Raw genomic sequence first — 25,971 nt, 5'->3', positions numbered from 1 at the left:
GCGTTACACCCCCACCGCAGCTGGTGGTCTAGCCGAGCGCTTCGTGATCGATCAACCACCGCTTGGCCGGCAACCCCCACCGGAACCCGCCGAGCGTCCCGTCGGTGCGCAGGATCCGGTGGCAGGGGACGAACAGCGCCGCGGCATTGCGGGCGCAGGCATTGGCGGCGGCGCGCGTCGCGGCGGGGCGGCCGGAGCGAGCGGCGAAGGCGGTGTAGGTGAGGGGCGTGCCGGCGGGAACCGTGCGCAGGATCTCCCAGGCGTGCATGAGGAATTCACCGGACCGCTGGCGGACTTCGATGGAGTCGATGGCGGTGAGATCCCCGCGGTGGTAGGCGATGACGGCGTCGGTCACCGCGCCGAGTTCCGCGCGCTGCCGCAGCGCACCGGGCCGTAACCCGGAGTGGATCAGCCCGCGCAGATTCTCCGCGCCGGCGGTCCAGCCGGAGGCCAGCACGGCACCGTCACCGTCGACCAGCGTGGTGAACGGGCCGATCGGCGTCTCGACGGTGGCGAAATCCGCGGTGCGGACCGCGGTTTCGACAGGAGCGGGGGAGAGGACGGCTGCGGTCATGATTCGGTACTCGCTTTCGTTCGGCCGGCGCGGGCCGCCGGTACGGTGCGGGCGGCCAGGGCGCTGTGCCACAACTGCATGGACAGGTAGGAGCGCCACGGCGCGAACCGCGCGGTGTCGGTGAGGTCGATGGCGTGCAGGGCGGCGCCCTGACGGACCACCAGGTCGGTGTCGAGCAGGATGTCGGGGTCGGCGAGCAGGCGCATGGTCACGTAGTCGGCCGTCCACGGGCCGACGCCTTCCAGCGTCAGCAGCTCGCGGCGCAGGTCGGCGGCGGTGCGGCCGGGATGCAGGGCCAGGTCACCGGAGGCCAGCGCGGCGGCGGCATTGACGATCGAGCGGATCCTGCGCGCCGGCCCGGTCAGCACTTCGGCGCCGCGTTCGGCGATCACCGCGGGGTCGGGGAACAGCCGTGGCGTCGGCCCGTCGATCGGATCCCCGAGCGCCGACACCAGCCGGGCGGTGTGCGTCGCGGCCGCCTGCACCGAGATCTGCTGGCCGATCATGGTGCGCAGCAACAATTCCGGCCCGTCCAGGCAGCCCGGCACCCGGATTCCGGGCACGAACCGCGGACGGCCCTCCGGGCGATCGGCGTGCCCGGCCACCCCGAGCGCCTCATCGATCCCAATCGGGTCGGCGTCGAGATCGAGCAGATGACGCAACCGCGCCACCGTCGGCGCGAGGTCGCGCATATCGTGCAGCGCCAGTTCCGCCCGCACATGATCGCGCTGGAACCCCAGCCGGATCGACGCGTGCCCGTGCGGGGTGCGCAGATTCCGCAGGTAACTGCGGTCCTCCCACAGTTCCAGCCCCGGCGCCGCGTGCGCCGACAGAAACCATTCCAGCCAGGAGCGATCCAGCGGTTCGCGGTAGGGCAGCCGCAGGGTGAGCGTGCCATTGGTGCTCGGCACGGCCCGTCCGTTGGCCCGCTGCGCCTCGCTGCGCATGGTGGTGGGGCTGACGGCGAACACCTCGCGCACGGTGTCGTTGAACTGGCGGATGCTGGCGAACCCGGCCGCGAACGCGATATCCGACATCGGCATATTCGTGGTCTGGATCAGCAGCCGCGCGGTGTGCGCGCGATGGGCCCGCGCCAGGGCCAGCGGGCCCGCACCGAGTTCGTTGGTCAGTACCCGCGTGAGCTGACGCTGCGAATATCCGAGCGTGGCCGCCAGCGCGGGTACCCCACCACGCTCGATGACGCCGTCGCCGATCAACCGCATCGCCCGGGCCGCGAGATCGGCTCGGGTGTTCCATAGCGGTGAACCGGGCGCCGCGTCGGGCAGGCAGCGGCGGCAGGCGCGATAGCCGGCCTGCTGTGCCGCGGCCGCCGTCGGCAGGAAGCTGACATTGGCGCGTTTCGGAGTGATCGCCGGACACGATGGGCGGCAATAGATTCCGGTGGTCCGCACGGCGGTGAAGAACTGCCCGTCGAAGCGGGAGTCCCGGGTGGAGACCGCTCGGTAACAGCGTTCGAAGTCCAGAGCCGTGATCGTCACGTCAACCACAATGACAGCTCCCGGCCACCGCTGCTAGCGGAAATCGGTCATTACCCCGGTGGGCCGGTCAGACCGCGCGCGACACGCCACGCGACTCGCCGGAGCGCCGTCATCGCAGCTCAGCAGCAGCGGTTGGCCGGATTCCGATCCGCCTCGGCATGCCGCTCCCGCCAGTACTCCCGCTCGGAGGGGATCGGACAGTCCGGATGCTGGCGCCGCAGGTGCGCGACGTAGCGCTGATAGTCCTGGCCACCGAGCACGGAGTCGAAGTACCACAGCACCCCGCGCACGGCCCCGAGAAGCGCACGGCCCCGGCCGCGGGCGGGCCCGATCCTGCCCTGCTCAGTTACCCGTGGGACGGTCCGGTCGGACGACGTGCCCGCCCGACCGGTCACCGCCGCGTCGACTGTCAGTGCGCCTTCACGTGTGCCGCGCCCGGTTCCTTCACGTCGCCCTTCTCGATCAGTTCGTCCCATTCGCGCTGCACCTCCTTCTCGGCCGCGGTGGGGAGGAATCCGCGCGGGGCGAAGATGCGCGAGGGCTCCTCCGGGGATTCGGTGGTCTCGGCCGAACCGGCGCGCCAGGCGCGGTAGCAGACGATGGCGCCGACCACGGTGACGATCAGCACCAGCACCGCGAACACGATCGAGAGCGTGCCCTGGATGAAGGTGTTGCGGATGACCGCGTCCACATCCTCGGGAGTCTTCGCGGTCAGGCAGAGTTCACCGGCGTCACGGGCGGTCTGGCAGAGCTCGTGCTGCTTCCAATAGCCGACCTTCGGGTCCGCGGAGAAGATCTTCTGCCAGGACGCGGTCATGGTGACGATCAGATCCCAGACCAGCGGAACACCGGGAATCCAGGCCCATTTCGTCAGGCCCTTCTTCACCAGAATGGTGAGCACCACCATCAGCGCGATGGCGGCCAGCAGCTGGTTGGCGATACCGAACAGCGGGAACAGCGCATTGATGCCGCCGAGCGGATCGGTCACACCCATCAGCAGGATCGAGCCCCACGCCGCGACGACGATCGCCGAGCACAGCCAGGCACCCACCCGCCAGGACGGATCCTTGAATTTGCGTGCGGGACCGGCGAAGTTGCCCAGCGCGTCGGAGAGCATGAACCGCGCCACGCGGGTGCCTGCGTCGATGGTGGTGAGGATGAACAGCGCCTCGAACATGATCGCGAAGTGGTACCAGAACGACTTCATGCTCGACCCGCCGAGGAACTGGTGGAACACCTCGGAGATGCCGATGGCCAGCGTCGGCGCGCCACCGGTGCGGGAGATGATCGACTCCTCGCCGACCTCGCTCGCGGCATTGCTGAAGGTCTCGGGCGTCGCGGGCGGGCCGGACAGGCCGAGCGAATTGGTGTAGGCCGCCGCCGATTCCGGAGTTCCGCCGGTCGCGCCGAGCGGGGCGTTCATACCGAAGTAGATGTGCTGGTCGATGATCGAGGCGGTGATGATCGCCATCACCGCGACGAACGACTCCATCAGCATGCCGCCGTAGCCGATCATCCGGCTGTGCGATTCCTTCTCCAGCAGCTTCGGTGTGGTGCCCGAGGACACCAGCGCGTGGAACCCGGACAGCGCGCCGCAGGCGATGGTGATGAACAGGAACGGGAACAGGCTGCCCGCGAAGGCCGGTCCGGCGCCGGTGTGCGCGAACTCCGAGACCGCCGGGGCCTTCAACGTCGGCAGGGTGATCAGGATGCCCAGCGCGAGCAGGCCGATGGTGCCGATCTTCATGAACGTCGACAGGTAGTCGCGCGGCGCCAGCAGCAACCACACCGGCAGCACCGAGGCGAAGAAGCCGTAGCCGATCAGCATCCAGGAGATGGTCACCGGATGGAAGGTGAACCAGCCCGCCCAGGTGTCGTTCTCCGAGACCCAGCCGCCGGCGACGATCGCCAGGATCAGCAGCGCGAACCCGATCAGCGACACCTCGCCGACCGCGCCCGGCCGCAGAAACCGCAGGTACACGCCCATGAACAGGGCGATCGGGATGGTCATGCTGATGGAGAACACACCCCACGGACTGTGCGCGAGGGCATTGACGACGACCAGCGCCAGCACCGCCAGCAGGATCATCATGATCACGAGAATGCCGATGATGGCCGCCCAGCCGCCGAACCAGCCGAGCTCGTCGCGGGCCATCTGGCCGAGGCTGCGCCCGCGTCGTTTGGTCGACACCCACAGCACCAGGTAGTCCTGCACGGCGCCGGCGAACACCACGCCGACGATGATCCAGATGGTGCCGGGCAGATAGCCCATCTGCGCCGCGAGCACCGGGCCGACCAGCGGGCCCGCGCCGGCGATGGCGGCGAAGTGGTGGCCGAACAGCACCCGCCGGTCCATCGGCAGGTAGTCCTTGCCGTTCTCCAGGATCTCGGCGGGCGTTGCGACGTCATCGCGCGGTTTGACGACCTTGTATTCGATCAGCCGCGCATAGAAGCGGTAGGCGATGATGTAGGTGCAGACCGCCGCGATCACGATCCACACCGCGTTCACCGATTCGCCGCGGGCGATGGCCAGGATCGTCCAGGCGGCGGCGCCGAGTATCGCGATGCCGGCGAATATCGCCTTCTTGGCCGGAGTCATCGGGGACCGGTCGACCACGCCGACGGGCGGCAGATCGGGGTCGGTCCGCAGATATTCGATGGTCGCCATCTGCCTACTCTCCTGTGAAACGCGCAGGATGATGCTGAAACACGTGACAACGTAGCCGATCGGTGATGCCCGGCGCGGCGGTTCGCGTGCGCCGTGATCGCGGCCGATCGGGTGGTCGACGTGTGTCGGCGGTCACCCTCTTCAGTTGCCGCCAGTATGCTGCCATGCGGCCTGATCTGCTCCACATCCGCCCTGAGGAGGCCGGAGCTGGAATCCGCCCTGTCGAGCATCCCCGTGCGGCGGCGAACGCTGCTCGGCTCCACGCTGGCCGCGCCGTTGCTGGCCGGCGGCTGCGGCGCCGACGACGACGCGCTGACCTTCTTCTTCGGCGCCCGTCCGGAGGAGGCGCGGGTGCGGCGTCGGATCATCGACGAGTTCCGCAAGATCCACCCCGAGATCCGCATTCGCACGGTGGTCTCCGGTCCGGACGCCCTGCAGCAGATGCTCACCTACTGCGCGGGCGGCAAATGTCCCGACATCATGATGGCGTGGGAGTTGCTGTACGCCGGGCTGGCCGAACGCGGCGTGCTGCTGGATCTGAATACGCTGCTCGACCGCGATCCGGAATACGCTTCCGCGCTGCGGCGCGACAGCTTTCCCGCGCTCTACGACACCTTTCGCTACAGCGGCGGCCAGTACGCGCTGCCCGAGCAGTGGTCGGGGGTGTTCCTCTACTACAACCGGGAACTGTTCGCGCGAGCCGGAGTTCAGGCCCCACGGAACTGGGACGAGGGCTGGAGCTTCGCGGAGTTCCTCGATGCGTGCCGGGCGATCACGTCGCGGGACGGCAAGGGGCGCTGGGGTTTCGCCGACGCGTGGGTGCCGTATTTCTCCGCGGCCTGCTTCGGGATGAACAACGGAGTCGATTGGTTCACCCCGGCCGTCGCGCCGACCCGCACCAACCTGGGCGATCCGCGATTCGCGGCGGGCTTCCAGTTCTATGCCGATCTCGCCGTGCGGCACAAGGTCGCCCCACGCGTGGCCGATCAGCAATCGGTCTCCGCGCCCGACCTGTTCCGGCGCGGGCGGGTGGGCATGGTGCTGGGCGGGCACTGGCTGTACTCGGAATTCGCCGGACACGACGATCTCGACATCGACCTGACCGTGCTGCCGGTGGGACCGCACGGCGGACCGGGCGCGATCACCGACGTCGGCTGCACCGGACTGGCGATCGCCGCCGACAGCCCGCGCATCGAACAAGCCTGGGAATTCGTGAAGTTCGCGACCGGGCCGGTGGGGCAGGCGATCATCGCCGAGTCCGGATTGTTCGTGCCGGTGCTGAAATCGGTGCTGGGATCCGGTGAATTCGCCGCGGCGCACCGGGATGTCACGCACCTGGATGTGCTGATCGACGGCCCGAGGCACTCCCGGGCGCTGCCGGTCACGCCCGAGTGGGGCAAGGTGCAGGCTCTGCTGGAACGCGGCGCCAACCGGGTGCTGCGGGGCGCCGCACCGGCGTCCTCGCTACATCCGGACCTGACCCGGACCGTGGATGCGCTGTTGAAGGACACGCGGTGACGGGGAGCCGCGGTGCGGGAGGCCGGCGGTGGCAGTCGCGAACTCGGAGTGCCGAGGCGCGGGCGAGCGGCACGGACGGTTCCGAGCCGAGACAGCGCCCGCAGGCCGACAGCGAGCCGAAGGAAGCGCGGCTGGGGCCGGCGCGCCGTCGCGGCGAGCGGGACGGGCAGGGCGCCGCCGGGCAACTGGTGCGGCGGCGGGCGCGGGCGGGGCGGTGGTTTGTCGCGGCGAATGTGGCGGGGGTGGGGGTGTTCCTGGTCGGACCGCTCGTGGTGTCGCTCTATTTGAGCTTCTTCTCGTGGGATTTGTTCAGTGCGCCGAGGTTCGTCGGGCTCGCGAACTACCGGAGGCTGTTCACCGCGGATCCGCTGTTCCTCATCGCCGTGCGAAATACGGTGGTCTTCACGCTGCTGACGCTGCTCCCGACGGTCGCGATAGGGCTGGTGGTGGCCGCGTTGCTGAATCGCGCGGTGGCAGGCATCGGCTTCTTCCGCACGGCCGCGTTCCTGCCGCTGGTCGCGTCCACGGTGGCGATGGCGGTGGTGTGGCGGTTCATCTTCACCACCGACGACGGCCTGCTCAACCTGCTGCTGGGCTGGTTCGGCATCGATCCGGTGCCCTGGTTGATCGACCCGGATCTGGCGCTGGTGTCGTTGAGCATCGTCACGGTGTGGAAGAGCGTGCCGTTCGCCACCGTCATCCTGCTGGCGGCCATGCAAGGAGTGCCCGAGCAGCTGTACGAGGCCGCGCGTATCGACGGCGCCGGTGCGCTGAGACGGTTCTGGTCGATCACGATCCCGCTGATCCGCGGTCCGCTGTCGTTCGTCTTCGTCATCACGATCATCAACTCGGTCCAGGCCTTCGACCAGGCCTATGCGCTGACCGGCGGGAACGGCGGCCCGGAAACCGGCACCTACCTGCTCGGAATCATGCTGTTCCAGCACGCTTTCGCGTTCTACGAGGTCGGGTACGCGTCGGCGCTCGCGTGGGTGATGTTCGCGGGATTGTTCGTGCTGACGGTGCTGCAACTGCGGTATGCGCGGCGAGGCGAGGTCGAGGGATGAGCGCGAACGCACGGGCGGACCGCATCCCAGTGTCGAATCCAGCGGAGCCGCGCCAGATCGCGCCGTCGGGCTCGAATACACCGCGGGCGGAGACCTGGGCGGCAGCGACCCGGGCGATCGAGATCGGCAAGGCATGAGCGCGGGCAACCGGGACGCGGGCGGTGGCTGTGAGCGAGGCGAGCACGTCGGTCGTGCGGAGTGGGCGGCCCGGACACGGGAGGCGATGCGGTGCCGGTTGTGACTACTTCGCCTTCCGAAGCCCGAGTGAGGGTTGCGCGGTCACGTCGCGATCGCGGTGGGGCGCGGATGGATCGCGCGATCGTCCGCCGGTTGGTGTCCGGAGCCGGGGTGTACGCGGCGCTCGTGGTCGTCGCGTGGGCAGCGTTGACGCCGATCCTGTGGGCGTTGTCGGGATCGCTGAAAAGCGAGGGCGCCGTCACGGATCCCGCACCGATCCCCGCCGATCCGCAGTGGTCGAACTACACCGAAGTATTCGATCTGCTCCCGCTCGGCCGGATGCTGCTCAACACCACCGTCTATGCCGCATGCGTGACGGCCGGTCAGGTCTTCTTCTGCTCACTGGCCGGATACGCCTTCGCGCGCTTGCCTTTTCGCGGTCGTGAGACGCTGTTCCTGGCCTACCTGGCGACACTGATGGTGCCGCTCACAGTCACCCTCATCCCGCAATTCCTGCTCATGCGTGCCTTCGGCTGGGTGGACACCCCCTGGGCGATGATCGTGCCCGGCGTCTTCGGCAGCGCCTTCGGCACCTATCTGATGCGCCAGTTCTTCCTGACGCTGCCCGCCGAACTCGAGGAAGCCGCCATCCTCGACGGCTGCACCACCTGGCAGATCTACTGGCGCGTCCTGCTCCCACAGGTCCGGCCCGCGCTCATGGTGCTCGCCGTACTCACCTGGATCACGGTCTGGAACGATTTCCTCTGGCCGCTGGTGATGATCCAGCGCGACGAGATCGCCACCGCCACACTGGGATTGGTCCGCCTGCAAGGGCAGTATCACACCAAGTGGCCGATCCTCATGGCCACGTCGATGCTGATCCTGCTGCCGCTGTTGCTGCTGTACGCCGTCGCCCAGCGGGCCTTCATCCGCGGGATCGCTCTGTCGGGGCTGGGTGGACGTTGAGTTCGCGCGAGCTCCTCACGTGGCGACTCGAGGGCGTCGGCCTGCTGCGATAGCCAGATCGTCCTGAACGCCTTTGCCGCCACGCGCCCGGTCACGCTGGGTCCGTCGACCGCACAGTGGCGTGGACACAGCCCAATAGCTGCGGCGCTGGGGTCATCGTTCATCGTCGCCCCCGGCTCGCGGTGCAGGTCCGGACAGACGGGTGGGCCCGCACCAACGGGCCCACACCTGCACATCGCGATGCCGCTCAGAGCGTCGTGATGACGTCCTTCGCCTCGAACCGCGGGCTGCGCGGGAACCAGGCGTCCGGGCCGGGCTTGCCGATATTGATGGCGACCAGCGCGTGGTGGCCACCCTCGGGGAAGAATTCCTTCTCCACGGCGGCATGGTCGAAGCCGTTCATCGGACCGGCGGCCAAGCCGGCGGCGCGGATGCCGACGATGAAGTAGGCGATCTGCAGGGCGGCGTTGAGCTTGGCCGAATGCTCGCGGTAGGCCTCGTCGGCGAAGAAGTCCTTGGCGCCTTCCATATGCGGGAACATCGTGGGCAGGTGCTCGTGGAAGTTGTTGTCGGCGAACAGGACCACGGTCAGCGGTGCCTTGGTGGTCTTGTCCTTGTTGCCCTCGGCCATGTGCTGTACCAGCCGGGCGCGGGCGTCGGGCGAGCGCAGCACCACCGCGCGCAGCGGCTGCTGGTTCATCGAGGTCGGACCCCACTTGATCAGGTCGTAGATGGCCTGGATCTGTTCGTCGGCGACCGGCTCGTCGGTGAAGGTGTTGGCGGTGCGCGCCTCGCGGAACAGCAGGTCCTGGGCGGCGGCGTCGAGCTCGAGCAGGTCGGTCGGCTGGGTGGTGGTCATCGAGTCTCCTGTGCGTTCGGATGAAACCTTCTCGCTTCGATGACCGACCGTAACAATCAAGCGGACTGCGGTCCACTTATCGCACGCGGTTGTGGGAACTCGCACATCGGGAATAGAACGCGACCCGCGCGGCGGCGGGTCGCGCGCTGGTCATTCGCCGGCGTAGGTGCCGAAACTCCAGAGGTTGCCCTCCGGGTCGGCGGCGCTGAAACCGCGCGAACCGTAGTCCTCATCGCGCATCTCGCGCACGATGCGCGCGCCCGCCTTCGCGGCGCGTTCGTAGAGGGCGTCCGGGTCGTCGCACACCAGATACAGCGAGGCCGCGCCCGCTGGACGCTGCCCGAACTCGCTGTCATTGCGGCCGGTGGAGCCGAACATGATGCCGCCGCCGGCCGGCCAGCGCATTTCGCCGTGCTCGACGACGGACGGATCGTCCTCGCGCGCATACAGCGCCGTGAGCTCGAAACCGAAAGCATCGGTGAGGAATTGCGCCGCCGCCCGGGCATCCCGGAAGGCCAGGCACGGCCAGACGTGGGTGGTGGTGGAAGTTGGCGTAGTCATGGCTTCAGCCTCACTCGCCGGGTAGCTCCGGGTCTTGGACGGATGGAATCTCCTCGGCCAGCCAGGTGGTCGGACTGCATCCGGCCAGCTCCGCGAAGTCCCGATTCAGATGCGCCTGGTCGTAATAACCGCAGGTCGCCGCGATCTGCGCGATGCTGACGAACGACGGCGTGCGCGCCAGCATCGCCTTGGCCCGATCGAATCGGGCGATCCGCGCGGCGAGCTTGGGGCTGAGCCCGAATTCCGCGCCGAACCGGCGGGTCAGATGCTGTCGGCTCCAGCCGATTCGCTCGGCCAGCGGACCCACCGGCAGCGTCCCGCCGGAGCCGACCACCGCCCGCCACGCCCAGCTCAACTCCGGCGACACCAACCGGTCCGGATGGGCCAGTTTCGTGAGCACGCGATCGCAGGCTTCGAATCGGCGCGGCCACTGCGCGTGCAGATGCAGTTCCTCGGCCAACTGCTGCGCCACCGGGCCCGTCACATCCGACAACTCCACCGAGAGGTTCCAGAGTTCGCCCGCGGGCATACCGAACAACACCCGGCTGCCCAGCGGCGTCAGCTCGATCGCCACACCCTCCTGGGTCCCGTTGTGCGCGATCGCCGCCGGCCCCGGCTGCAATCCGCTCAGCACGCAGCGGTAGTCGGCCGGCGCCTGCTTCGCATCGGTCTGGGTGACGACGTCGATGGTCGGCCCGATCGCCACGATGAACGTCATATGCCGCGACGGCAGCCCACGATGCAGACCGGGCGGATACCCCGTCATCCGGTAGCCGATATAGCGGTCGATGAACGCCGTCAGCCCCGGCGCCGGCCGCGCCGTCACCACCTCCGAGATCGGAGCCATGGCATCGACGCTACGCCGCGCGACACGCCACGCAAGAGCTTTCGGACACGCCGACAGTCGCGTGACGTGCCTCTCTACCGGCCCGCGGCGGGCGTGAGATGGCGCACTCGGGGGTAGTTGGGTATGTGAGGTGGCGCCGTTATGTGGTTACCGTTACCGCTCCTGAACCAAGCCTGGAGGTGTGATGCGGCGGGTGCAATACCAGCACAGCGGGGGTCCCGAGGTGCTCGAGATCGTCTCGGTCGATGTGCCGACGCCCGGTCCGGGCGAATTGCTCGTCCGCGTCGAAGCCGTCGGGGTGACGCTGCCGGTGGTGCGGAAGGTGCGCGAACAGCGCGACCCGATTCCGCTGGGTGGCGAGATCGCCGGTGAAGTGGTCGCCGTCGGCGAAGGGGTCGAGAACTACGCACCCGGCTACCGAGTGACCGGCCTGGTCTTCGGGCACGGTTACGCCGAATACGCGCTGTTGTCGGTGGCGATGGCTTCGCCGATTCCTGACGGCGCGTCGGCGGTCGACGCGGTGGCGCTGGTCCGCACCGGGCTGGTGGCGTTGGGCGCGCTCGATGCGGCGAATCCGGTCGAGGGTGAATCGGCGTTGGTCACCGCGGCGGCGTCCGGTGTCGGGCATCTGGCTGTGCAGCTGGCCCGGGTCCGGGGTGCGGCGCGGGTGGTCGGTGCGGTGTCCGATCCCGCCAAGGCCGAGTTCGTGCGGGGGCTCGGTGCCGACGAGGTCGTCGCTTATGAGGACTCCGCGTGGGGCGCGCCCGTCGATTACGCCCTCGAGGCCGTCGGCGGTGAGCTGCTCGCACCCGCCCTCGCCGCGGTACGCACCGGTGGACGCATGGTCGCCTACAGCTCCGGCGGAGGCACCGTCGAAGCCTTCGACCTGCTCTCGGGCGCCAAATCGGTGACCGGATTCCAGATCGCCCGCATCGCGCGCGAACAGCCCGACGTCTACGAGCACTGGCGTCAGGAACTGTGGCAGTACTTCGCGTCCGGGCTGCTGCATCCGGCGGTGCACGAGGAGTTCGCGTTGGAAGACGCGGCCGCCGCGCACACCGTCATCGAGAAGCGGGCCAACCTCGGCAAGGTCGTGCTGATCCCCTGAACGGTCGAGGGGTGAGACCCGCGTAGACTCTTGTTCCCGTGAGCGAGCTTGCGAGGGAACCAGTAAACACAGCGTCCCAGACGTACGCGGATGCCGAGCGCAGCGAGGCATCCGCGTGAGTCTCACCCTCGGAATCGTCGGCCTGCCCAACGTCGGAAAGTCGACGCTGTTCAACGCGCTGACCCGCAACGACGTGCTGGCCGCGAACTACCCGTTCGCGACCATCGAGCCGAACGTCGGGGTGGTCCCGCTGCCCGACCCGCGCCTGGACAAGCTGGCCGAGATCTTCGGCTCCGAGCGCATCGTGCCCGCCACCGTCTCCTTCGTCGACATCGCCGGCATCGTCAAGGGCGCGTCCGAGGGCGCGGGCCTGGGCAACAAGTTCCTCGCCAACATCCGCGAAGCCGACGCCATCTGCCAGGTCGTGCGCGTGTTCGCCGATGACGACGTCGTCCATGTCGACGGTCGCGTCGACCCCTCGGCCGACATCGAGGTCATCGAAACCGAGCTCATCCTCGCCGACCTGCAAACCCTGGAAAAGGCCGTCGTCCGCCTGGACAAGGAAGCCAAGGTCAAAAAGGACCGCAAGCCCGTCGCCGACGCCGCCAAGGCCGCCCAGGAAATCCTCAACAGCGGCACCACCCTCTTCGCCGCCGCCGACAGGGTCGACACCGAGCTCCTCAAAGAACTCTCCCTGCTCACCACCAAGCCCTTCCTCTACGTCTTCAACGCCGACGAATCCGTCCTCACCGACGACGCGAAGATCGCCGAACTGAAGGCCTCCGTAGCCCCCGCCGACGCGGTCTTCCTCGACGCCAAGGTGGAAGCCGAACTCCTCGAACTCGACGCCGAATCCGCCGCCGAACTCCTCGAATCCATCGGCCAGCACGAACCCGGCCTGCACTCCCTCGCCCGCGCCGGCTTCCACACCCTCGGATTGCAGACGTATCTGACAGCCGGTCCGAAGGAAGCTCGGGCCTGGACCATCCACCAGGGCGACACCGCGCCGAAGGCCGCCGGCGTCATCCACACCGACTTCGAGCGTGGGTTCATCAAGGCCGAAGTCGTTGCGTACGACGACCTCGTCGAAGCCGGGTCCATGGCGGCTGCCAAGGCCGCGGGCAAGGTGCGGATGGAAGGGAAGGACTACGTCATGGTCGATGGTGACGTGGTCGAGTTCCGCTTCAACGTGTAGGTCCGGGTCACCGCGGCCGAATTCGTATCATTGCGATCTGTCAGCTGACGAGTAAGTAGTCCAGGGCGCGAAGTGCTTTTCGGGCTGCGTTGTGGTCAGGGCGGGACCTCGACTGATGACGAGCGAAATGATGGGCCAGGAGTGCTCGGTCGGTCCGGGCCCATGCTGCCGAGAGTTCAGCGAGCCGGGTGGCGCCCAGAATGCTCGCCATCTCGATGCAGAGCAGATGTAGGGAAGCCGCGTCGACGTCCAATTCGGCACCGATCAGCAAGTCGGTGTGTGCTTCATACAGTGACGCCAGAATGTCGGCGTCGCTCTGATACCAGGCGCATGCTGTGGCGATGTCGCCGGCGTCCTTGTACTCGCCATTCGCCGAGCGATCGCACCACGCCTTCACTTTGAGCACGGCGTAGCCTGCGGGCGTGGGAATGCGCACTCGGTAGCCGCTCGGCAGTCGCAACTCGATCGAATGTGTGAATACCTCCCGGAATGCGAAGACATCAATAGACTCCCGCCGACCTGGTAGGGAGGTTGTTCCGGCGGGGTCTTCGATGTCGCCGAAAGGAACGACATCGACCGAGAGTCCGGCGATCGCATAGCGGATATCAGTCGTCCCCGAGCGGGGCAGGTCCGCGATGATTCTTCGGTACTCGGTGTCACCGGACACCGCGATCGCGATATCGACGTCGTCGGTGCGCCTGAGTAAGTCGTTGCGCCCGAAACCAATGTGCAGCAGATCGCGGCATTGCGCACCGACGACCATGATCGAGGTATCGTCGGCCTTCTTTTCGGTGACCAGTGCCACCACAACCCTGTCGACCAGGTCCAATGACGGACCGTCGATACGGTTCGGATCAAACAACCTGTTCGCTCCTCAGATTCTGCGCCACCTCGGCTTGTCGTGCCTCGTTGGAGGCCAATAGATCTGCGTAGACGAGTAGTGGAGGAACTGTGTTCTCGGCAAAGGGTCCGTGCGTTGTCGGGATAAACGCACCTTCGGGGGATCTCCAGAACTTGTGGCGAATCTCGATATTCGGCTCGTCCGATCGCTTCCAGCGGTATCGGGCGGCATCAGCGAGGTCGAAGTGTTCGGAATAGATGGTGAGAGTTCCCGGATGGCGGATCGTTTCAACAGCGAACTCACCGCTCACGAGATAGCGCGGAGTGGCACTCCAGCCTTTGATATCTCCTTCGAACGAGAGGGTCCGCAGACTCGGCAGGAGCGCGGTTCGGAATGCGGCGGACCAGAGTTCGATCAGCTCATCGCGGCGATGAAGCGATCGCTCGATCACGTAGTCGGCACCTTTCAGGATGTCCAGCGTCGACTGCGTGATTCCGACCGATGTCCCGGCGACTTCGGCGATCCGCCGAATCGGCTGTCCCACTAGTTCGGGCCACGTGAGTAGCGCGAAAAGCACCTGCATCCGCTTGGTGCTGAAAAGGTTGGCATCCGCGGCGCGCGGAGCAGGCTCCTTGGCAGGACTATGGCGCCCACGGACATCGATGAGTACCGGTTCGAAGTCCAGATGCGTATTTCCGGCGTAGTCGACGTAGTCGATGCCCGCGGCCACCAGGGCGTCGGCGGTGCGGCTGGTGATGCGTCGGCCGGCGACCAGGAGCCGATGAGAGTCATCCTTCTGCTCGACCCGTGCCAGTTCGGACAAGGTCGCGTGTGGCAACCACACCATCTGGTAGGTCGCCTCGACGCCGTAGCGACGAACGGTGGCGACAGCGGTCCGGGGCGACAGCCAGCGCTGGACGTCCAGCTCCACGGAATACTCAGCGAGCGCCTCGGCTAAAGAGCGTTCGATCGTAGATTCTGCACCCACCTCCGCGAAGGGGCCGGGGGTCTCGGGAGGCTGTGTTCGGCCTGGCATGTTGTTCATTTTAATTGAACATGTAGGAATATTGAACATCTTCGACCGGGGGTTCCAGCGAAGCCGCCCGGAGGTAGGGGCCGCTCGGCATCGATCAGTTCGCCTCGAGCGGTCGCCTTGCATAAGGCCACTGCTCGACACCTAGGTGGTGTTCTGCGCACCCTTCGGGGGAGCGAACACAGCACTCGGGGCGCTGCTGATGGCGGCCGGATCGGCGCAGAGTAGACCACGTCAGCGCACGTGGACCGGAGGCTCCGATGTCGATCATCAGCATGAATGCCCGCTCGGCAGAGCGTCGTGCCGTTGTCTCGACCGATGACGGGGTGGCGCTCGCGGTGCGCGAGTCCGGGCGCCCGGATGCGGAGCTGACGGTTGTCCTCGTTCATGGGCACTGCCTGCGCAGCGAGTCGTGGACCGATGTTCGGGATGCGCTGCTGCGGGACAATCCCGAGGCTCGGGTGGTCTGCTACGACCACCGTGGGCACGGGGATTCGGCGGCTGCGTCGAGCGGGACGTACAACCTCGATCAGCTCGGCCACGACCTGCGCACAGTGCTCGAAGCCGTCGCTCCCACCGGCCCGATCGTCCTGGTCGGGCACTCGATGGGCGGGATGACGGTGCTGACCTACGTCGCCCAGAACCCGCAGGAAATCGGCACCCGGATCGTCGGCGTCGGCCTCATCGCCACCGCCGCCAGCGGCCTCGCCGACGCGGGCTTCGGCCGGCTGCTCCAGCACCCGATCATCGCCGCTTTCCAAGCCGCCGTCCGCCGCGCACCGCGCCTGATGCAGCGGGCCAAGCGAGCGGCGTGCAAGATCTTCGCGCCCGTCATCCGCACTGCCGAATTCGGCAACCGCAAGGTCAGCGCCCGCGTGTTGGCGCTGGCTTACGCGATGCACAACGAGACGCCGATCGTCACGATGGCGAGCTTCCTCAGCGCGTTCATCACCTACGACCGCACCGCCGTCCTGCCGGCCCTGTCGAAGATCCCGACGCTGATCCTCTGCGGCTCCGCCGACCTGATGACCCCACCGTCGCATTCGGTCGCCATAGCCGCCGCCGTCGACTACGCGGATTTCGTGATGATCGACGGGGCCGGGCATTCGGTGATTCTGGAGCAGCCGGGTGAGGTTGCCGGAGCCGTTGGCCGATTGATCAGGCGGGCAGGTTCCACCTGCAGGTTCGGGTCGGCCGAGCTGGCCCTGGCCGCCTAGGCCGGATCGGCTGATGTCGAGCCCTGCGGGCCTCGCGGCCGCCGGATGGTGATCAACCATCCCACGGGTTGATCACCTCGATACCGATATCGGTGAAGTCCTTCACGTTTCGCGTGGCGACGGGCCATCCGTTGGCGGCGCAGATGGACGCGATCTGGGCGTCGGCATAGCCGATCGGACGGCCGAGTCGGCGGCGGGCTGAAACGATCTGGCCGTAGATGTGGGCCGCCGCGAAGTCGTAGTCCTGGATCTCCGCGCCGAACTCGCTGAACAGGTCCTCGGCGAGTTCCCGCAGCCCGGTCTTTCGCCGCCCGTCCGGCAAGTTCTCGATGCCTGCCCAGATCTCGCCAACCGTCACCGCCGTGATCGTCACGTCGGATGCGTTCTCCAGCCACGCGATGACACGAGGATCGGGGGTGGGCTTGAACAGCTCCGATACAACGTTGGTATCGGCGATGATCACAGCGACGCTGCTCCTGCCTCGGGTTGTTCGGGGAGTTCCAATTCCGCTGCGTACGGTCGACTGCGTTCGTACAGTTCGCGCAGCAGAAGCTTTGGCTTGACGGCATCTGACAGGATCGCGCGCGCCTCGGCCTCCATGCTTCGGCCATGAGCAGCAGCTCGCCGCCGCAGCCGTTCTTTGACGTCGTCGTCGAGATCGCGGATCGTTATGGCAGCCATGCAATCAATGCTATCAATGATTGCGGTTAGTGAGCGAGGCGGAAGGCGGGGATCGGAGCGGAGAGTCGGTGTTCTCGATGCCTTGCCGACAACGGCTGCCGGGAGATGGCCGATATCGGCGAAGTCCAGCGTAGTTCGAGAGGACGGCATATCTTTCCGGGTCGGGTTCGGTGCTGGTCGCGGGCGAGCGCGGATGACGGCATCCGGGTCGTGACCGGCGCACCGCGTCTGGAACACTCGTTCGCCGGAAAGGTTCGATGCTGATGCTCCGTCGTTTCGCGACCCAGGCGCCTGCTGCGGCGCCGCAGGTGGATGACTTGATGGCCGGTGCGTTGCCGGATCGGGTGCAGATCGCGCATGAGCGGCTCGCGCACCAGGATGATCCGGCGCTGCTGGAGGCGCTGTCCGAGCGTGAGCTCGCGGCGGCGCGTGAGCTGGCCGAGCTCGTGCGCGATTACGAACGGCATGAGCAGCGGGCACGGATTCAGGCGGCCGCGGATGCCGCGGAGCGTGTGCGGCGGACGGCGGCCGAACTGGCCGAGCGGGAGGCGGCGGATCTGCTGCGGGCCGCGCAGGCGATCGGGGAGCAGCGGCACAGCAGCAGTCCGCATGCGAAGGTGGCTCGGCTGCATCAGCGCAAGCCACGGGTGCTGGGGCTGCTCGCCGGGGTGGTCGCGTTCTCGATGTTGTTCTCGGCGGTGACGGTGCAGCAGAACATCGCACCCACCGGCGGGGTGACCAACCCGATGTTCTGGCTGTCGTACGGGCTGGAAGCCCTGATCAGCGCGGTGCTCGTGGCGCTGATGCTCTCCACCGGCGACACCGCCGAATGGGGTGTGATCGACCGGTTGTGGCAGGTCTACACCGTAGAGGGGGTCCTGCTGACGGCGAGTATCGCGCTGAATACCTTCCCGTACTTCAAGGCGGGCGACATCACGGGGATCGGCATCCATGCGATCGCGCCGATCATGATCGGCGTCGCGCTGGTGACGCACCGATTGGTCGCCGAGAGATATGGGCGCGCGATCGAGCAAGCGACGGCCGCGGTGCCCGACAAGGAAGATCTTCAGGAGCGGTTGGCCGCGCTCACCCGCGTCGGCGGAGCGGGGAACCAGATCCTGCCGAGCATCCTCGAAGTGGCGCCCGCGACGGCTCGTGCTGCAACAGACCCTGAGCCACCAGCCGATGCGGACCCATCGCACCCGGCCGGAAACGGTGCGCCCGAGCATGGTGCCGCGACCTCCGAGGCAGCGGCAGCGGAGCCGGCGGCAACCGCCGGAACAGAGGGCCCTCGCGAGCGACAGTCCGCCTCTGAACCGGAGCAGTCCGGCGCACGGACCGACGCCAAGGCAGACCCCACCCCGCAGGTGCCCGCCGCCCCGTTCACCGAGCTGTGGCTGGCCACGACACCGGTGCCGACCGAGCAGCTCGCCGCGGAGAACAACACCCGCGATCCGGACACTGACCAAACTGATCCAGGTGAGGCCGAGCTGGACGCCCGGCTCGCAGCGGCCGTGCGAAAGACGTTGCAGCGGCTCAAGAACAGCGAGCAGGTCCAGCCGCTTGCACGCTCGACGGAACCGGCCGCTGCCACGCCGGATGACCAGACCGCCGAGCGCTCCTCGGGCGCCGAACATCCCGATGTGCCTGCGGTACCGGCCGAGGAGCCAGAGGGCATCGCGCCCGGCCAGATGGCGGCTGACACGCAGGCGGCGGGTCGCACGCCGAACACGATCGAGAACGCCGTCCGGCCCCACCCGGCCCAGGGGCAGCCGGTCGCGCCCGGGGCGATCACCCCGGACGCCGGAGACGATCTCGCCGAGATCGCCCAGCTCATGCCCAACGAACCGGAGCTCACCGCGCGCTGAACCGACCGATCGGCGGCGCGACCGCGCCCACACACAGGACCAGGTCCGACCAGCCCATCGTGAGCGGGCTTCGCACGCCGATCACGGTCGAGAACACCGCGCGGCCCCGCCGGGCCGAGGGCGCCGGTCGCGCCTGGACCGATTACGCCGGACACCGGCAACGATCTCGCTCGGATTGCGCAGCTCGTCCCCAACGAGTTCACCGCGCGCTGGCCCGCAGCGCGGCGGCCCGACAGCCCGCACAGATCTGGGTCCGACCAGCCCATCGCCAGCGAGCTCGCACCCACTGGTGGGTCAGCTCCGATACACCCCGACACGCCCGCCGCATGACCAGGTTCCCGCTGGAAACCGCCGGTTGAGCGTACGGTCGGTGCACCATATGCCGCTCGATGAGGTGGAATCATGTCCAGCTTGTTGTCGGGTTCACGAGTTTCCGTACTCGCGGGTTGTGCCGTGCTGACTGCGGCGTGGGGCGTCGCACTCGCGCCGCCGCAGGCCCAAGCGCAGGCGCCGAGCAGTCAGCGGTTCGAGTGCGCTGGTGACAGCGGGCAGACGTATCAGGTGCCCGAGGGCGTGCGGGAGCTGTCGGTGCTGGCGAAGGGCGGGGCTGGGCAACAGAACGTCGGTGAGGGCACCCGGGGCGGGTTCGGTGGGGTGACGACGGGGACGATCTCGGTGGAGCCGCACGAGATTCTCACCATCTATGTGGGGTGCGAAGGTGGGGCCGACGGTGGACAGTCGGGCTACGGCCGTGGTGGCGCGCGCGGTGAACAACCCGCGCCGAATGCCGGCGATGGCGGTGGTGGCGGTGGCGCCACCGCGGTCATGTCGGGCGAGACCCCGCTCGTCGTCGCGGGCGGGGGTGGCGGTGGAGGCGGCTCCTCTCATGAGGGCAATGGGGGTCCCGGCGGGGCGGGCGGCAACGGCGGCAACCCCGCCGGCGCAGGTGCGGTGGGCGGCAACAGTTCAGGGCCCGAAACCTGCGGTGGCTGCCTGAACAGCACACATGGCGAGGCGGGCGCGTCGGGCGGGAGTACACCGCCGTACGCGCCCGGCGGTGCCGGTGGCGGTGGTGGCGGCGGTTATCGCGCGGGTAAGGGCGGCAAGCTCGGCAGCGGGCCGAACCTGAACGGTGGCGGCGACGGCGGCGGGGGCGGGCTGTCCTACGTCGACAGCGCGCGCGTGCGCGATCACGTCTTCAGCAGCAGTACGAGTTCGGGCAATGGTTCGGTGGTTCTGACCACCGGCAAGATCGGATACCAGACCTTCGAATTCCGCGGGCACACCGAATACTTCTGCGTCCCAGCGGGAGTCACCTCGGTGACCATCGACGCGGTCGGCGGCGGAGGCGGGCATTTCGGTGACACCGGCATCGGCGGCGCGGGTGGCGGTGTGACCGCGACAGTCGACGTCCGGCCGGGCACCGAACTGGCCGTCACGGTCGGGCAATGGGGCCATGACAACGGCGGATTCGGTGACGGGCACGGCGGCAGGCACGGCACCGCACCTGGCTCGGGTGGCGCCTCCGGCGGCGGTGGCGGCGGTTCCACCGCGGTCGAATCGACGCTAAGCCCATGCGGAACGCACGCGCCGGTCGGCAAGAGCTACCTCGTCGTAGCCGGTGGTGGCGGCGGCGCCGGCGGCAACAGCGGTGCAGGCGATGGCGCCGGCGGCGACGGCGGGGCGGGCGGGAACCCAGCCCACGACGGCAACAGCGGTGACGGCAATTCCGATATCGGCGACGGCGGTTCGGGCGGCTGCGGTGGACGTCCACCCGGCAGCGGATGCAACAACTCCAAGCACGGCGGCCACGGCACCGACGCCCCGGCGGGCAGCTCCCAGGGCGGCGCGGGCGGTGGCGGCGGTGGCGGCTACAACGGCGGCGGCCGTGGGCACGGAGCGAGCGTCGCCAGCGACTCCGGCGGTGGTGGCGGTGGCGGTGGTGGGCGTTCGTATGCCGAACCCGGCGCCGCCGATGTCCGCTATTACCAGGGGACTTCGGGAACCGGCAAGGCCAACGGGGTCGTCCACATCAGCTGGCAGTCGCTTCCCGGAGCGGAAGAGCCGCCGCCGTGTACCGGCTCGTTCTGCGGTAGTTTCGGCTCCTCGGGCGTCGGCTGAACTCATCGTGCCGGCCGCAGGATCGGGCTGCGCAGGCGCCGCCCGAACGGGAACCCGCAGCTGCCGGAACGGGGATCGGGCAACGCGCAAGCTGTCGGAAAGGGATAGGCGGCAGCGAATGTGATGGGCCACTGATCGCCAGTTGATTTCGTCAAGGGTGAGAAAGCCCGCACTGTCGGCACCGCCCCGCTGTGACAGGATCACCTGTGTTCGGTGATCTGTGCACGGGAGGACTTGTCGTTGGTTCTGCGGTTGGGAACCACGCGTTCTCGCTGGGTCCGGGGTGCGGTGTGTGCGCTGGTGGCCGGGGTCGCCGCGCTCGGGTCGCCGGTGGCGTCGGCGGAGAGCCGGGCCGACCCCTATATCGACCGGCTGGCGGAAGCGGCGGAAACACCCGCACTGCACTGGACCGATTGCGCGGACGGATTCGAATGTTCTTCTGCGCAGGTGCCGTTGAATTACCGCGAGCCGCACGGTGCACAGATCGACCTGGCGGTGGTCAAGCTGCCCGCATCGGATCCCGGCCGGCGGATCGGGACGCTGTTCGTGAACTTCGGCGGGCCCGGCCCGTCCGGGGTGGAGCGACTGCGCGAACGGGGACGATGGCCGTGGCTGTTCTCGGAGGAGCTGCGGGCGCGGTTCGACCTGGTGTCGTGGGATCCGCGCGGAGTCGGGCAGAGTGCGCCGGTGAACTGCTTCGCGAACGAGGCCGAGCAGCTGACGTTCCTCGGGTCCATGCCCGAACTGCCGACGGCCCCTGGTGACGAGGCCGCGTACTTCGCCTGGTCCAAGGAATTTGCGGATCGGTGTAAGCAGCAGGCCGGCCCGATCCTGGATCACGCCTCCACCGCGAACACCGCCCGCGACCTCGAGCTGTTGCGCCGCGCGGTCGGCGACGACAAGCTCACCTACCACGGCATCTCCTACGGCACGCAGGTCGGCGCGATCTACGCGAATATGTTCCCCAGCCGGGTGCGGGCGATGGCGTTCGACGGGTCGATGGACTTCGAGGGGAACGTCAACGGGCATGGTGGACAAGGGACTTCGGTGCCGCTGGACGCCCGGCAGAATGTGGCACCAGGGATCGCGGCGACCTTCGACGCGTTTCTGCGGCAATGTGCCGAAGCCGGGCCCCGGTGCGCGTTCTCGGCGGGCGATCCGAAGCTGAAATGGATCGCGCTGGCCGAACGTGCTCGGCTGGCGCCGATCCGGCTCGACGGTCAGGCGTGGACCTACGCCTCGGTGATCGGCGCCGCGGCGAGCCTGTCGCAATCGTCGAACTACCCGGACCTGGCCGTGCTGTTGCAGCGGCTGTTCGACGCCGGCACCACCGTCCCGGGATTGCTGCCCGTCGCCCGCGACACCTCGTACGCAGGCAACCGGACCGAGGCGTTCCACGCGATCCAATGCAGCGACAGCACCGTCCCGACCGACCCGGCCGCCTACAGTCGCGCGGCGATCGCCGAAGACCAGCGCGTTCCCTACTTCGGCCGGATCGCCGCATACAGCAGCGTCGGCTGCGCGTTCTGGCAAGGCCATGACGCCGACCGGTACACCGGCCCGTGGAACCGCCGCACCGCCGCACCGATCCTGGTGCTCAACACCAGGTTCGACCCCGCGACACCGTTGGCCGGTGCGTTCGCCGGCGCCGCCCAACTCGCCGACGCGCAAGTGGTCGTCATCGAAGGCGCGGGGCACAGCAGCATGTATGTGCCGAGCAGCTGCGCCGAACGGGTCAAGCGCGACTACCTGTTCACCGGTCAGCTGCCGCCGAAGAACACCGGGTGCTCGATCGATAAGTCCCCGTTCGACTGAGCCTGAGGTCCGCGGTGCCACCCACCGCGAACTCATCCCAGCACAGCACTCAAATCCAAGGCCCCCAGCCGCTCCCGGTCGGACAGGATGTCGATCGCGGTGATGCGGTCGCCGACGACGGTGAAGCTCATGATCGAGAAGGGCTCGCCGTCCATCGTGTTGACCAGTCCGGCGCCGCCGTTGATGACGGCGGGGTGGGTGACGCACAGGGTGGCCATGCGGTGGAACGTCTCGGCCTGTGCGCCGACGAGGGTGCGGCCGCGGAGCACGCGCAGGTCGCCGGCGTCGGCGCGCAGCACCACGTCGGGATCGAGGATGCGTACCAACTCGTCGAACTCGCCGTCACGCGCAGCGGCGAGGAAGGCGTCGACCACGCGGCGCTGACGGGGTAGATCGGCATCGGGTACGGGAGCTTCGCCCTGGATCCGGCGACGGGCCTGACTGGCGAGCTTCTTGGCGGTCTGCGGCGTGCGATCGACGATCGGAGCGATCTGCTCGTACGGCACGGCGAACATATCGTGCAGCACGAAGGCCAGGCGTTCGGCGGGGCTCAGCGATTCCAGCACGACGAGCAACGCCAGCCCCACTGAATCAGCAAGCAGCGCTTCGTGTTCCGGGCCCTGCCCGGAGGGCGCCGTGATCACCGGATCGGGCAGATTCTCCAGCGGCTCTTCCTGCCGGACCTTGCGCGAGCGCAGCATATCGAGGCAGACCCGTCCGACGACGGTGGTCAGCCAACCGCCGAGGTTGCCGACGTCGCTGGTGTCGGTGCGGGCCAGACGTAGCCAGGCCTCCTGCACCGCGTCGTCGGCATCGCTGACCGAGCCGAGCATCCGGTAGGCCACCGAGCGCAGATGCATGCGGTGCTCCTCGAACCGGTCGGCCAGGAATTGCTCTTCGTCCACGGGTCCTCCTCGTTCACGTCCCTTCATACCGATGACGAACCGGCGGCGGCAAAGGTGACCGTTCCCATTTCGGGGCGGATGGCGGTGCGGCTCGGTGTTCGGCAGGCCGAGACCTGGAAATGGGCTCCTACCTGGCTTTTCACATCTTGCGGTCACGTTTTCCGAGCGCCGTACGTCAGTGCATCAGAAGCCGATCAGCAGCGGCTGCCGGGCCCTCGAGTCCGGCGCGAGCGAAGGGAAACACTATGAGCACGACAGAGGTCCACGGCACTGTCGCCGAAGGGTTCGAGCAGGTACGGGAGGAGTTCGCCGCCGTCGTCGCGGAGGAGAACGGGCAGTCCGGAGCACAGTTGGCCGCCTACCTGCGTGGGCGTCCGGTGGTCGATCTGTGGGCCGGCGCCGAGGTCACCGATACCACGCTGACCGGCTTGCATTCGTCGAGCAAGGGTGCGGCTGGTCTGGTGATCGCGATGCTCATCCAGGACGGTGTCCTCGACGTCGATCAGACGGTCGCGCACTACTGGCCGCGATTCGCCACCGCCGGAAAAGAGCACATCACCGTGCGCGATGTGCTGACCCACCGCGCCGGAATCATCGGCGTGGCAGGCGGTTTCACCGTCGCCGAACTCGCCGACGAACGCGTCATCGCGGAACGGCTGATCGGGCAGCGCCCCTACTTCGCGCCGCGTACCGCGCACGGCTACGGCGGATTCGTGATGTACGCGATCCTGGGCGAAGTGGTGCGCGCGATCACCGGAAGCACCGTGCAGCAACTGTTCGAACAGCGGATCCGTGCCCCGTATGGGCTGGATGTGTATCTGGGCCTGCCCGAAGACTTGGACCACCGCTACCTGCCCATTCTCCCCTGGCAGGCGACGCCGGAGATGGAAGCGGCCTTCGCGGCGAATTCTCCCAACCCGCACGGCCTGGCCGGCATTTCCTACAACCTGAATGCGCGCGGGTTCACCGCGGCCGATGTGATGGCGCTGCCCAACGACCCGCAGCTGCGGCGGCTCGGACAGGCTTCGGCGGGCGGCGTCGGCAGTGCTCGTGGGCTGGCCCGGATGTACGCGGCGGCGATCTGCGGCGTTGACGGCAGGCCACCGTTGCTCACCCTGGACACCATCGAGACGATCTCCGAAATCCATTCCAGTGGTGCCGATCTCGTACGCGGGCAAGCGCCGTACACGCTGGGTTTCGAAGCCAAGGGGCTGATGCACCCGTTCCTGGGTGTGCACGCCTTCGGGCACGCCGGGTCGGCGGGGTCGGACGGATTCGCCGACCCGCATATCGGCCTCACCTACGGATACACCCGGCGCCGCGCCGCTTTCGCCTTCAATGCCCCCGAGAACGCCCGACTGGCCGCGGCCATCCATCGCGCCGCCACCGCCTCCGGCTACGCGCACGCCGCGTGACCCGCCCTAACTACCACCAGGAGTGAAAGACATGAATCGCACCTCGATGACCCGCGCCCTGAAGCTCGCCCGCTGGATTCCCGTGACCGCCGTCCTGGCCGAAACGGCTGTCGGCGCGTACTGGGATCTCGCCCGGATCTCCTATGTCCGCGAAGCATTCGACCACCTCGGCTACCCCATGTACTTCGCGACGGTGCTCGGCACCGCCAAGGCCGCCGCGCTCGCCGCGATCCTCACCCCGGGCCATCCGCGCACGAAGGAGTGGGCCTACGCGGGCCTGGTCTTCGTCTACGGCGGAGCCGCCGCCTCGCACCTCGCAGTCGGTGACGGACCCGGCAAATGGGCCATGCCCGCCGCGTTCGCCGCCTGCACGCTGGCAGCACGCGCCTGGCTCCCGCAGGCCGACGCCTCCCCGCTGACCAAGCTCGGCGCCCTCGGACGTCGTCCCCAGTACGTCTGATCAACCCACTGAGAAAGGAAACAACGATCATGCAGGAGAACTCGATGGTCATTCAGGAACGCACCGGCTCCCGGTTGCGCAATCCGCAGCAGCTGGTCCCCGAACTCGCCGACGTCGGTGCGGCACTGTTCAAAGCCACCGGAAACGGGACCGTGCCCAGGACCACGATCGGCCTGGTCCAGCTCCGGATCGGGCAGATCGTCGGCAGCACCTACCTGGTCGTGCTGCACACCGGCAATCTGCGCGCCGCGGGGGAATCCGAGGAACGGATCGCCGCCGTCGCCACCTGGCAGGACGCCCCGTATTTCACCGAAGCCGAGCGGGCGGCCCTGGCCCTCGCCGAAGCCGTCGCCCAGCCCTCGGCAGCCGGTGAACGGGTGACGGATGAGCTGTATGCCGGCGCGGCCGAGCACTACGACGAGAAAGCCCTGGCCACCCTCGCGATGGCCATCGGACAAGTGAACTTCTTCGTCGCGCTGGCCGTCATCGGCAAGCCGCTGCCCGGGCGTCCGCCGGCCGAACAGTGGACACCCGTGCAGGACTGACACCTCGTTCGAAGCCGCGGCCGCAGGTCCCCCT

General features: G+C 68.1%; 24 protein-coding genes. 12 read left to right on the top strand and 12 right to left on the bottom strand.

What is annotated here, in order from left to right; translation table 11 throughout:
- Positions 1-28: 28 nt before the first annotated feature.
- The 4 genes from NOCYR_RS22710 to NOCYR_RS22700 all read right to left on the bottom strand — a co-directional run bounded on the left by NOCYR_RS22710 (position 29) and on the right by NOCYR_RS22700 (position 4,741).
- On the bottom strand, positions 29-574 hold the full coding sequence (locus NOCYR_RS22710; RefSeq protein ID WP_014352757.1) for a methylated-DNA--[protein]-cysteine S-methyltransferase: 546 nt from the start codon (positions 572-574) through the stop codon (positions 29-31).
- Positions 571-2,073, bottom strand: a complete 1,503-nt coding sequence (locus NOCYR_RS22705) for an Ada metal-binding domain-containing protein (protein ID WP_014352756.1) — start codon at positions 2,071-2,073, stop codon at positions 571-573. Before NOCYR_RS22705 ends, NOCYR_RS22710 begins: the two co-directional genes overlap by 4 nt.
- A 119-nt stretch (positions 2,074-2,192) precedes the next feature.
- Entirely contained in the window at positions 2,193-2,363 is a 171-nt protein-coding gene (locus NOCYR_RS30640) for a YbdD/YjiX family protein (RefSeq protein ID WP_014352755.1), read from the bottom strand.
- Positions 2,364-2,482: 119 nt separating this feature from the next.
- On the bottom strand, positions 2,483-4,741 hold the full coding sequence (locus tag NOCYR_RS22700; RefSeq protein WP_014352754.1) for a carbon starvation CstA family protein: 2,259 nt from the start codon (positions 4,739-4,741) through the stop codon (positions 2,483-2,485).
- A 219-nt stretch (positions 4,742-4,960) separates the two neighbouring features.
- Here NOCYR_RS22700 and NOCYR_RS22695 point away from each other — a divergent pair, with 219 nt between their 5' ends.
- The 3 genes from NOCYR_RS22695 to NOCYR_RS22685 all read left to right on the top strand — a co-directional run bounded on the left by NOCYR_RS22695 (position 4,961) and on the right by NOCYR_RS22685 (position 8,466).
- Positions 4,961-6,259, top strand: coding sequence for an ABC transporter substrate-binding protein (locus NOCYR_RS22695; RefSeq protein WP_048834396.1), 1,299 nt, complete (start codon positions 4,961-4,963; stop codon positions 6,257-6,259).
- Between the two features lie 185 nt (positions 6,260-6,444).
- Positions 6,445-7,323 carry a carbohydrate ABC transporter permease gene (locus NOCYR_RS22690; protein ID WP_048834395.1) on the top strand — a complete coding sequence of 293 codons (879 nt, stop codon included), beginning with the start codon at positions 6,445-6,447 and terminating at the stop codon, positions 7,321-7,323.
- A gap of 306 nt (positions 7,324-7,629) precedes the next feature.
- A complete protein-coding gene (locus tag NOCYR_RS22685; RefSeq protein ID WP_014352751.1) occupies positions 7,630-8,466 on the top strand; it encodes a carbohydrate ABC transporter permease in 837 nt (278 codons plus the stop codon).
- A 247-nt stretch (positions 8,467-8,713) separates the two neighbouring features.
- On the opposite strand, the gene NOCYR_RS22680 is transcribed toward NOCYR_RS22685, so the two are convergent.
- From NOCYR_RS22680 to NOCYR_RS22670, 3 genes are all read right to left on the bottom strand, one after another.
- Positions 8,714-9,325, bottom strand: a complete 612-nt coding sequence (locus tag NOCYR_RS22680; RefSeq protein ID WP_014352750.1) for a malonic semialdehyde reductase — start codon at positions 9,323-9,325, stop codon at positions 8,714-8,716.
- Between the two features lie 150 nt (positions 9,326-9,475).
- Positions 9,476-9,886 carry a VOC family protein gene (locus NOCYR_RS22675; protein ID WP_014352749.1) on the bottom strand — a complete coding sequence of 137 codons (411 nt, stop codon included), beginning with the start codon at positions 9,884-9,886 and terminating at the stop codon, positions 9,476-9,478.
- A 10-nt stretch (positions 9,887-9,896) separates the two neighbouring features.
- Complete coding sequence (locus tag NOCYR_RS22670) at positions 9,897-10,733, bottom strand: AraC family transcriptional regulator (protein WP_014352748.1); 837 nt, start codon at positions 10,731-10,733, stop codon at positions 9,897-9,899.
- Between the two features lie 184 nt (positions 10,734-10,917).
- On the opposite strand from NOCYR_RS22670, the gene NOCYR_RS22665 reads away from it, so the two are divergent.
- Positions 10,918-11,841 (top strand): quinone oxidoreductase family protein, encoded by a 924-nt coding sequence (locus NOCYR_RS22665; RefSeq protein WP_014352747.1) that lies wholly within the window; start codon positions 10,918-10,920, stop codon positions 11,839-11,841.
- 115 nt (positions 11,842-11,956) lie between these two features.
- Positions 11,957-13,036 (top strand): redox-regulated ATPase YchF, encoded by a 1,080-nt coding sequence (gene ychF / locus NOCYR_RS22660; protein WP_014352746.1) that lies wholly within the window; start codon positions 11,957-11,959, stop codon positions 13,034-13,036.
- A 40-nt stretch (positions 13,037-13,076) separates the two neighbouring features.
- Here ychF and NOCYR_RS22655 read toward each other — a convergent pair whose 3' ends face one another.
- Together NOCYR_RS22655 and NOCYR_RS22650 are read right to left on the bottom strand one after the other, a co-directional pair.
- Positions 13,077-13,898, bottom strand: coding sequence for a hypothetical protein (locus tag NOCYR_RS22655; protein ID WP_014352745.1), 822 nt, complete (start codon positions 13,896-13,898; stop codon positions 13,077-13,079).
- On the bottom strand, positions 13,891-14,808 hold the full coding sequence (locus tag NOCYR_RS22650) for a type IV toxin-antitoxin system AbiEi family antitoxin (RefSeq protein WP_014352744.1): 918 nt from the start codon (positions 14,806-14,808) through the stop codon (positions 13,891-13,893). Before NOCYR_RS22650 ends, NOCYR_RS22655 begins: the two co-directional genes overlap by 8 nt.
- A 362-nt stretch (positions 14,809-15,170) precedes the next feature.
- Between NOCYR_RS22650 and NOCYR_RS22645 the strand changes: the two genes are divergently transcribed.
- Positions 15,171-16,127 (top strand): alpha/beta fold hydrolase, encoded by a 957-nt coding sequence (locus tag NOCYR_RS22645; protein ID WP_014352743.1) that lies wholly within the window; start codon positions 15,171-15,173, stop codon positions 16,125-16,127.
- A gap of 52 nt (positions 16,128-16,179) precedes the next feature.
- Here the strand turns inward: NOCYR_RS22645 and NOCYR_RS22640 are convergent, their stop codons facing one another.
- On the bottom strand, positions 16,180-16,590 hold the full coding sequence (locus NOCYR_RS22640) for a type II toxin-antitoxin system VapC family toxin (RefSeq protein WP_014352742.1): 411 nt from the start codon (positions 16,588-16,590) through the stop codon (positions 16,180-16,182).
- Positions 16,587-16,808 carry a FitA-like ribbon-helix-helix domain-containing protein gene (locus NOCYR_RS29800; protein ID WP_158430194.1) on the bottom strand — a complete coding sequence of 74 codons (222 nt, stop codon included), beginning with the start codon at positions 16,806-16,808 and terminating at the stop codon, positions 16,587-16,589. The genes NOCYR_RS22640 and NOCYR_RS29800 overlap by 4 nt, the downstream gene beginning before the upstream one ends.
- 263 nt (positions 16,809-17,071) lie before the next feature.
- On the opposite strand from NOCYR_RS29800, the gene NOCYR_RS22635 reads away from it, so the two are divergent.
- The 3 genes from NOCYR_RS22635 (at position 17,072) to NOCYR_RS22625 (ending at position 22,612) form a co-directional block, all read left to right on the top strand.
- Complete coding sequence (locus tag NOCYR_RS22635; protein ID WP_048833623.1) at positions 17,072-18,676, top strand: hypothetical protein; 1,605 nt, start codon at positions 17,072-17,074, stop codon at positions 18,674-18,676.
- 402 nt (positions 18,677-19,078) lie between these two features.
- Positions 19,079-20,797, top strand: coding sequence for a glycine-rich protein (locus NOCYR_RS30840; RefSeq protein WP_158430192.1), 1,719 nt, complete (start codon positions 19,079-19,081; stop codon positions 20,795-20,797).
- Positions 20,798-21,037: 240 nt separating this feature from the next.
- Positions 21,038-22,612, top strand: coding sequence for an alpha/beta hydrolase (locus NOCYR_RS22625; protein ID WP_014352739.1), 1,575 nt, complete (start codon positions 21,038-21,040; stop codon positions 22,610-22,612).
- A gap of 32 nt (positions 22,613-22,644) precedes the next feature.
- Here the strand turns inward: NOCYR_RS22625 and NOCYR_RS22620 are convergent, their stop codons facing one another.
- The gene (locus NOCYR_RS22620; protein ID WP_014352738.1) at positions 22,645-23,517 is read right to left on the bottom strand and encodes a sigma-70 family RNA polymerase sigma factor; all 873 of its coding nucleotides are present in this window, start codon (positions 23,515-23,517) and stop codon (positions 22,645-22,647) included.
- Between the two features lie 245 nt (positions 23,518-23,762).
- On the opposite strand from NOCYR_RS22620, the gene NOCYR_RS22615 reads away from it, so the two are divergent.
- Genes NOCYR_RS22615 through NOCYR_RS22605 form a run of 3 tightly spaced genes read left to right on the top strand, consistent with a single transcriptional unit; the run spans position 23,763 to position 25,937 of the window.
- Positions 23,763-24,932: a serine hydrolase domain-containing protein gene (locus tag NOCYR_RS22615; protein ID WP_014352737.1), complete on the top strand. Its 1,170-nt coding sequence runs from the start codon at positions 23,763-23,765 to the stop codon at positions 24,930-24,932.
- A gap of 31 nt (positions 24,933-24,963) precedes the next feature.
- On the top strand, positions 24,964-25,392 hold the full coding sequence (locus NOCYR_RS22610) for a DoxX family protein (protein ID WP_014352736.1): 429 nt from the start codon (positions 24,964-24,966) through the stop codon (positions 25,390-25,392).
- A gap of 44 nt (positions 25,393-25,436) precedes the next feature.
- Positions 25,437-25,937 (top strand): carboxymuconolactone decarboxylase family protein, encoded by a 501-nt coding sequence (locus NOCYR_RS22605; protein WP_148280726.1) that lies wholly within the window; start codon positions 25,437-25,439, stop codon positions 25,935-25,937.
- Positions 25,938-25,971 lie beyond the last annotated feature (34 nt).

Source organism: Nocardia cyriacigeorgica GUH-2 (assembly GCF_000284035.1).
Taxonomy (GTDB): domain Bacteria; phylum Actinomycetota; class Actinomycetes; order Mycobacteriales; family Mycobacteriaceae; genus Nocardia; species Nocardia cyriacigeorgica_B.
This window is presented reverse-complemented; position numbering and strand designations above follow the sequence as displayed.

Coding starts and splice junctions, on each gene's coding strand:
- NOCYR_RS22610 (WP_014352736.1), top strand. CDS start 24,964: ATGAATCGCACCTCGATGACCCGCGCCCTGAAGCTCGCCCGCTGGATT.
- NOCYR_RS22645 (WP_014352743.1), top strand. CDS start 15,171: ATGTCGATCATCAGCATGAATGCCCGCTCGGCAGAGCGTCGTGCCGTT.
- NOCYR_RS22665 (WP_014352747.1), top strand. CDS start 10,918: ATGCGGCGGGTGCAATACCAGCACAGCGGGGGTCCCGAGGTGCTCGAG.
- NOCYR_RS22605 (WP_148280726.1), top strand. CDS start 25,437: ATGGTCATTCAGGAACGCACCGGCTCCCGGTTGCGCAATCCGCAGCAG.
- NOCYR_RS22680 (WP_014352750.1), bottom strand. CDS start 9,325: ATGACCACCACCCAGCCGACCGACCTGCTCGAGCTCGACGCCGCCGCC.
- NOCYR_RS22635 (WP_048833623.1), top strand. CDS start 17,072: ATGCTCCGTCGTTTCGCGACCCAGGCGCCTGCTGCGGCGCCGCAGGTG.
- NOCYR_RS22670 (WP_014352748.1), bottom strand. CDS start 10,733: ATGGCTCCGATCTCGGAGGTGGTGACGGCGCGGCCGGCGCCGGGGCTG.
- NOCYR_RS30840 (WP_158430192.1), top strand. CDS start 19,079: ATGTCCAGCTTGTTGTCGGGTTCACGAGTTTCCGTACTCGCGGGTTGT.
- NOCYR_RS22685 (WP_014352751.1), top strand. CDS start 7,630: ATGGATCGCGCGATCGTCCGCCGGTTGGTGTCCGGAGCCGGGGTGTAC.
- NOCYR_RS22700 (WP_014352754.1), bottom strand. CDS start 4,741: ATGGCGACCATCGAATATCTGCGGACCGACCCCGATCTGCCGCCCGTC.
- NOCYR_RS22615 (WP_014352737.1), top strand. CDS start 23,763: ATGAGCACGACAGAGGTCCACGGCACTGTCGCCGAAGGGTTCGAGCAG.
- NOCYR_RS22710 (WP_014352757.1), bottom strand. CDS start 574: ATGACCGCAGCCGTCCTCTCCCCCGCTCCTGTCGAAACCGCGGTCCGC.
- NOCYR_RS22675 (WP_014352749.1), bottom strand. CDS start 9,886: ATGACTACGCCAACTTCCACCACCACCCACGTCTGGCCGTGCCTGGCC.
- NOCYR_RS29800 (WP_158430194.1), bottom strand. CDS start 16,808: ATGGCTGCCATAACGATCCGCGATCTCGACGACGACGTCAAAGAACGG.